The sequence below is a fragment of the Bradyrhizobium guangdongense genome (genome assembly GCF_006483445.1).
Classification (GTDB): domain Bacteria; phylum Pseudomonadota; class Alphaproteobacteria; order Rhizobiales; family Xanthobacteraceae; genus Bradyrhizobium; species Bradyrhizobium guangdongense_A.
Genome location: NZ_PPPT01000258.1, coordinates 1 through 4,335, shown reverse-complemented (window position 1 = coordinate 4,335; position 4,335 = coordinate 1). Strand labels below are relative to the sequence as shown.

Here is a 4,335-nt window from a genome sequence, read left to right as displayed (position 1 = left end):
GAATCCATCGGGCCGCAGGCGTCGCGGATGAATGGATTCCGGGTTCGATGCTTCGCATCGCCCCGGAATGACGACGCGAGAAGCAGCACTGCCTAGCTCTTCAGCAACAGCCATCATCGCTGACGTAACGAAGGCCGCGTCGTTGCGCTGCAACGCGTTGCCGATTCCTGCCGGCCTGTGAAAGACTTAGGCCGGTCGCCGGCCGCAAGCGTGCGGTCTGCCGGCACTGGCACGTCGTTTGCTTCAGGTAAATAAACGTTTACTTACGACCGTCCCTTGCATCACCGAAGGAGCAAACCATGAGAAAGGCCACGCTGCTTTCCACCCTCGCGCTCGCCGCCGTCCTCGCCTCGCCGGCACTGGCAGAGGACAAGATCGGCTTCATCTTTGTCGGCCCTGCCGCCGACGCCGGCTACAACCAGTCGATGGACGACGGTCGCAAGTTCGTCGAGAAGACCATGCCGGCTGTCACCACCACCGCCTTCGAAATGATCCCGGAGACCGCCGAGGTCGAGCGCGTCATGGAGCGGCTGGTTGCCAGCGGCCACAAGATCATCTTCGCGACCTCCTACGGCTATCTCGACTACGCCATCAAGGTCGGCGAGAAGCACCCTGACGTCACCATCCTGCACGCCGGCGGGCTGAAGACCTCAAAGAACGTCGGCACCTACTGGGCCGACAGCGATGCCGGCATGTATCTGGCAGGGGTTGCCGCCGGCCATCTCAGCAAGACCGGCAAGCTCGGTTTCCAGGGCGGTTTTCAGATCCCGCAATTGATGCGCTCGGTGAACGCCTTTACGCTCGGCGCACAGTCCGTCAATCCAAAAGCCGTGACGACCGTGGTGTGGAATGGCGGCTGGTGGGAGCCGCAGAAGGAAACCGAAGCGACCAACGCCTTTGCCGACGCCGGCATCGACGTGATCGCCGAGCAGGTCGACAGCCCCATCACCATCGCGCAAGTCGCCGAGAAGCGCGGCATCCTGATGATCGGCAAGGACCTCGACATCCATGACCGCGCGCCAAAAGCCTGGCTCACCGGCGTGTCCTGGAACTGGGGTCCGATGATGGTCGAGGAGATCAAGAAGATCAAAGCCGGCACCTGGAAGGCGTCCCATGTGCGCGGTGACCTCGCCAGCGGCAACGTCGTGCTCGACCCCTTCGGCCCGATGGTGCCCGCCACGGTTCAGGAAGGCATCAAGAAGTTGAAGGACGACATCAACGCCGGCAAGAAATCGATCTGGGAAGGCCCGATCGCCAAGCAGGATGGCACGGTTGTTGTAGCGGCCGGAGCAAAGCTCTCGATGGAGCAGGTCGAGACCATGGACTATCTGGTCAAGGGCATCACAGGCGCCACGAAGTAGCTAAGGCGCGCGTCAGGAGGGGCTTGCCATGAACGTCACAGCCAAACCCGCCGTCCCCGTCGTGATGGGGACCAGTCCGAGCCAGGCCTGGAAGGTCACTCCTGACGCCGTCGACATGACACGCCCTGCTCCACCGGTCCGGCCGCTCGCGATAGCGGCCGAACCGCAGAACATCACCGTCGATCTCGCCAAATCGGCGCTGCTGATCGTCGACATGCAGAACGATTTTTGCACCAAGGGCGGCTGGCTCGACTCCCGCGGCATCGACATCTCGCCGAACCGCAAGCCGATCAAGCCGCTCGCGGCCCTGATCGAGGCGTTCCGGGCGCAGGACATCCCGGTGGTCTGGGTGAACTGGGGCGTGCGCAAGGACCTCCTCAACATCTCGCCGTCGCTGCGTCACGCGCATAATCCCCGCGGCGACGAGCCCGGCATCGCGCAACCCGTGCCGGGCACCCGTTCCGAGGTGATCGCGGTCGGGAGCTGGGGCGCTGAAGTCGTCGACGAGATAAATCCGGGCGACAAGGACGTCCAGATCATCAAGCACCGCTTCAGCGCGTTCTGGGACACCGAGACCGACGCGGTGCTGCGCAACATGGGCATCAAGACGCTGTTCATCGGCGGGGTGAACATGGACCAGTGCGTGATGACCACGCTCGAAGACGCGAGCTTCCTCGGCTACGACACGATTCTGATCGAGGACGGCACGGCAACGACATCGCCCGACTTCTGCGTGCAGGCCGTGCTCTATAACGTGAAGCTGCTGTTCGGCTTCGTCACCCAATCGGCAGCGCTCCTGAAGGCGCTGGCGGGCCTGTCACGATAGGGGCGCGATGTCAGAGCTCTCAGTCGTAACCGCCGACCAGCGCCTTGCCGCGCTCGGCATCGAGCTGCCGCAGGTGCCGAAACCGATCGCCAATTTCGTGCCGTTCCGCCGCCACGGCGACCTCATCTATCTCGCCGGACAGGTCTGCGAGTGGAATGGCGACGTGCGCTTCGTCGGCAAGGTCGGCGAGGCCTTCGACCTCGCGCAGGCGCAGGCCGCCGCGCGCGTCTGCGGCCTCAATCTGATCGCGGCGCTCAAGCTTGCCTGCGGCGGCTCGCTCGATCGCGTCTCCTGTTGCCTGCGGCTCGGCGGCTTCGTGAACTGCACGCCGAACTTTCCGAGCATTCCGCAGGTCATCAACGGCGCCTCCGACCTGATGCACGAATTGTTCGGCGCGCAGGGCGACCACGCCCGCACGGCGGTGGGCGTCGCCAATCTGCCGCGCGGCGCCGCGGTCGAGGTCGACGCCATTTTTGCGGTCAGGTGAGCGATGGCGGAGGCGCTGGTCACGTTGTCGGCGATCCGGAAAGAATTCGGGTCGGTCATTGCGAATGACGACGTGGATCTCACAATTCATGCCGGCGAGGTGCTGGCGTTGCTCGGCGAGAACGGCGCCGGCAAGAGCACGCTGATGAAGATCCTCTACGGCTTCTACGCGCCTGACAGCGGCACGATCAGCATGGACGGAACGCCGGTGAGCTTTGCGTCGCCGCGCGAAGCGATGGGGACCGGCATCGGCATGGTGTTCCAGCAATTCTCGCTGATCCCTGCCCTCTCGGTGCTGGAGAACCTGCTGGCGGCGCTGCCGGGCGCGCCATGGCTGCAGCCGCGCCGCAGTGTCCGCGTGCAGGCGGCGCTGCGATGGCTGACCCGGCTTGCGCCGAATATCGATCCCGCACGTCCCGTGCGCACGCTCAGCGTCGGCGAGCGGCAACTGGTCGAGCTGTCAAAGGTGCTTAACCTCGACGCCCGCGTGGTGATTTTGGACGAGCCGACTTCGGTGCTGACGCCGGCGGAGACCGAGCGCCTCTACGGCTTCATCAGGACGCTTGCTGCGGAAGGCAAGGCTGTCGTGCTGATCACGCACAAGCTCGCCGACATCGCCGCCTGCGCCGATCGCATCGTGGTGATGCGCGGCGGGCGGGTGGTCGATTCCGCCCTGGCAAAAGACCGGACGCCGGACGCGCTGGTCGATGCCATGGTCGGGCGCGGCGCGGTCGGCACGCTCATGCCACCACTGGCGCCATCGACCAGCGTTCCGATGTTTCAGGTCTGTGGGCTGTCCGCTGAGGTTCAGGGGCGGTTCATCCGCGACATCTCATGCGAGCTTGCCGGCGGTGAGATCCTCGGCATCGCCGGCGTGTCCGGCAACGGGCAGTTCACGCTGGCCGAGGCGTTGGCGGGTCTCATCCCGGTAACGCACGGCGATGTGGTGCTCGATGGCATCAGCATTGCGAGCCACACCGAGGACGGCGCCATCGCCGGCAATGTCGCCTATATCCCGGAGCGGCCTCTCGACAACGCCGCCGTCGCCGAGCTCGATCTCGCGCTCAATCTTGCGCTGCGCGATGCGCGCTGCCTGCCGTTCTTCCCGAAGCGGGACACCATCGTGCGGCAGGCGGAAGCACTGATGGCGCGCTACGACGTGCGGCCGCCGAAACCGGCGCTGGAGGCCTCGGCGCTGTCGGGCGGCAATCTGCAAAAGCTCGTCATCGCACGCGAATTGTCGGGTCGGGCAAAACTCGTCATCGCCTGCTATCCGACCATGGGCCTCGACGTGCTGGCGACGCAGGCCGTCTATCGCGAGATGTTCCGCCAGGCCGCCGAGGGTGCCTGCGTGGTCTGGATCTCGGAAGAGCTCGACGATCTCCTCAGCTACGCGCATCGCATCGCCGTGATTCACGACGGCGCGATCATGGGCATCGTCAGTCGCGACAACGCCGACCGTCAGACGCTCGGCCGCTGGATGGCCGGTCACATCATGGACGCCGCATGAGTGCGGCGTCCTCCATCCGGATCATGGCCGCCATCGGCGGCGGCGCGGCCTTCCTGATCGCGGCTGCCATCTTCCTGACCGCGATCGGCCGCCCGCCGCTGGGCACGCTGTCGCAGATGTTACTTTACGCCTTCGGCGATGCCTATTCGATC

Annotated in this window: 4 protein-coding genes; all 4 read left to right on the top strand. The window is 65.1% G+C overall.

Going from position 1 to position 4,335, the window contains the following annotated elements; genetic code table 11:
* Positions 1-299: 299 nt before the first annotated feature.
* The gene (locus C2U70_RS30760; RefSeq protein WP_140982386.1) at positions 300-1,361 is read left to right on the top strand and encodes a BMP family ABC transporter substrate-binding protein; all 1,062 of its coding nucleotides are present in this window, start codon (positions 300-302) and stop codon (positions 1,359-1,361) included.
* Positions 1,362-1,389: 28 nt separating this feature from the next.
* Complete coding sequence (locus C2U70_RS30755; RefSeq protein WP_140982385.1) at positions 1,390-2,187, top strand: cysteine hydrolase family protein; 798 nt, start codon at positions 1,390-1,392, stop codon at positions 2,185-2,187.
* Positions 2,188-2,194: 7 nt separating this feature from the next.
* Complete coding sequence (locus C2U70_RS30750) at positions 2,195-2,674, top strand: RidA family protein (RefSeq protein ID WP_140982384.1); 480 nt, start codon at positions 2,195-2,197, stop codon at positions 2,672-2,674.
* A 72-nt stretch (positions 2,675-2,746) separates the two neighbouring features.
* Positions 2,747-4,183, top strand: coding sequence for an ABC transporter ATP-binding protein (locus C2U70_RS30745; RefSeq protein WP_186294575.1), 1,437 nt, complete (start codon positions 2,747-2,749; stop codon positions 4,181-4,183).
* Positions 4,184-4,335: the final 152 nt, after the last annotated feature.

What these genes read in the sequence shown, in the direction of transcription:
- C2U70_RS30760 (WP_140982386.1), top strand. Translation starts at nt 300, where the DNA reads ATGAGAAAGGCCACGCTGCTTTCCACCCTCGCGCTCGCCGCCGTCCTC.
- C2U70_RS30750 (WP_140982384.1), top strand. Translation starts at nt 2,195, where the DNA reads ATGTCAGAGCTCTCAGTCGTAACCGCCGACCAGCGCCTTGCCGCGCTC.
- C2U70_RS30755 (WP_140982385.1), top strand. Translation starts at nt 1,390, where the DNA reads ATGAACGTCACAGCCAAACCCGCCGTCCCCGTCGTGATGGGGACCAGT.